Below are 431 nucleotides of genomic sequence, written 5' to 3' on the forward strand. Positions count from 1 at the left end.
GCAGTTATCGTTCGGTCTCCAACAGCCACATTATCGAATGAATAAACACCATCCTGACCTCCAACTGTGCTAGTGACAGTCTGTTCGCCTGTATCGAGGGACACAGCCGCGCCGTTGATACCTGCGCCTGATATAGAGTCAGTAACTTGACCTAAAATTCTACCAACCCCGGTTGGTGTCGGTGTAACGCCCGGCGTAGGCGTGACTCCTGGTGTTGGCGAAGCCCCTGGTGTCGGAGTTGGAACTGCCTCACCTACCAAAGAGGTATCCGTAACTGTAGAAACCCCTCCGTCTGCATTTGGATTATCAGTGAAAGTAGTTGTCAGTGTATCGCCTACTGCAGCTCTTATCCTCGTATTGATCAAGGTGCTATCTGAACTGACAGCAATTGTACCCAGGAACGATCCAGTATCGACACCCGTCTCTGTTAA

General features: G+C 50.6%; 1 protein-coding gene. It reads right to left on the reverse strand.

The features are described 5' to 3' along the window. Positions 1–431, reverse strand: a 431-nt coding sequence (locus MST27_RS22200; protein WP_243608013.1) for a carboxypeptidase regulatory-like domain-containing protein, incomplete at both ends; no start/stop codon positions are given.

The sequence above is a fragment of the Stutzerimonas marianensis genome, from assembly GCF_022810315.1.
GTDB lineage: Bacteria > Pseudomonadota > Gammaproteobacteria > Pseudomonadales > Pseudomonadaceae > Stutzerimonas > Stutzerimonas marianensis.